Origin of the sequence: Mycoplasmopsis arginini (genome assembly GCF_965278885.1) — a bacterium.
GTDB classification, from domain to species: Bacteria; Bacillota_I; Bacilli_A; order Mycoplasmatales; family Metamycoplasmataceae; genus Metamycoplasma; species Metamycoplasma arginini_B.
Genome location: NZ_CBDIHE010000014.1, coordinates 1 through 977, shown reverse-complemented (window position 1 = coordinate 977; position 977 = coordinate 1). Strand labels below are relative to the sequence as shown.

Genomic DNA, 977 nt, shown 5'->3' with positions numbered 1-977 from the left:
TACGAGTGGGGCAACACACGTGCTACAATGGTCGGTACAAAGAGAAGCAATATGGCGACATGGAGCAAATCTCAAAAAGCCGATCTCAGTTCGGATTGGAGTCTGCAATTCGACTCCATGAAGTCGGAATCGCTAGTAATCGCAGATCAGCTACGCTGCGGTGAATACGTTCTCGGGTCTTGTACACACCGCCCGTCACACCATGGGAGCTGGTAATACCCAAAGTCGGTTAGCTAACCTCGGAGGCGACCGCCTAAGGTAGGACTGGTGACTGGGGTGAAGTCGTAACAAGGTATCCCTACGAGAACGTGGGGATGGATCACCTCCTTTCATACGGAGTACACAAAATGTTATGGAAAAATTATTTGTATCCAGTTTTGAGAGACCTATCTCTCAAATTTGTTCTTTGAAAACTGAATATCGACATTGAAAAATTAAATTTATTAATATTTCAAAGTTTAGATCAACCTATAGAATATATCATACAATAGACAAACAATAGGTCTTATACTACTATTAAACAAGATAAGAGTTTTTGGTGGATGCCTTGGGTCTGGAAGTCGATGAAGGACGTGATTACCTGCGATAAGCCTCGGTTAGCTGGAAATGAGCTGTGATCCGGGGATTTCCGAATGGGGAAACCTAATTGAGCTAATCCTCAATTATCATATCGATGAATACATAGTCGAATGAAGAGACACGCTGTGAATTGAAACATCTCAGTAGCAGCAGGAAGAGAAAATAAAAAATGATTCCCTCAGTAGTGGCGAGCGAACGGGGAAAAGCCCAAACCAACATTCGTTGTTGGGGTTGTAGGACTACATTTTAGAGTTACAAAATTTACATATAGCAGAATAAGTTGGAATGCTTAAACATAGAGGGTGAAATTCCCGTAAGCGAAATGTGTAGATCTCTTTGTAGAATCCTGAGTAGGGCGGGGCACGTGAAACCCTGTCTGAATTTGCCGGGACCACCCG

General features: G+C 43.1%; 2 rRNA genes. Both read left to right on the top strand.

The features are described 5' to 3' along the window. A 16S ribosomal RNA gene (locus tag ACQW0Y_RS02955) occupies positions 1-330 on the top strand; the annotation flags it as partial. Between the two features lie 185 nt (positions 331-515). After that, positions 516-977, top strand: a 23S ribosomal RNA gene (locus tag ACQW0Y_RS02950); the annotation flags it as partial.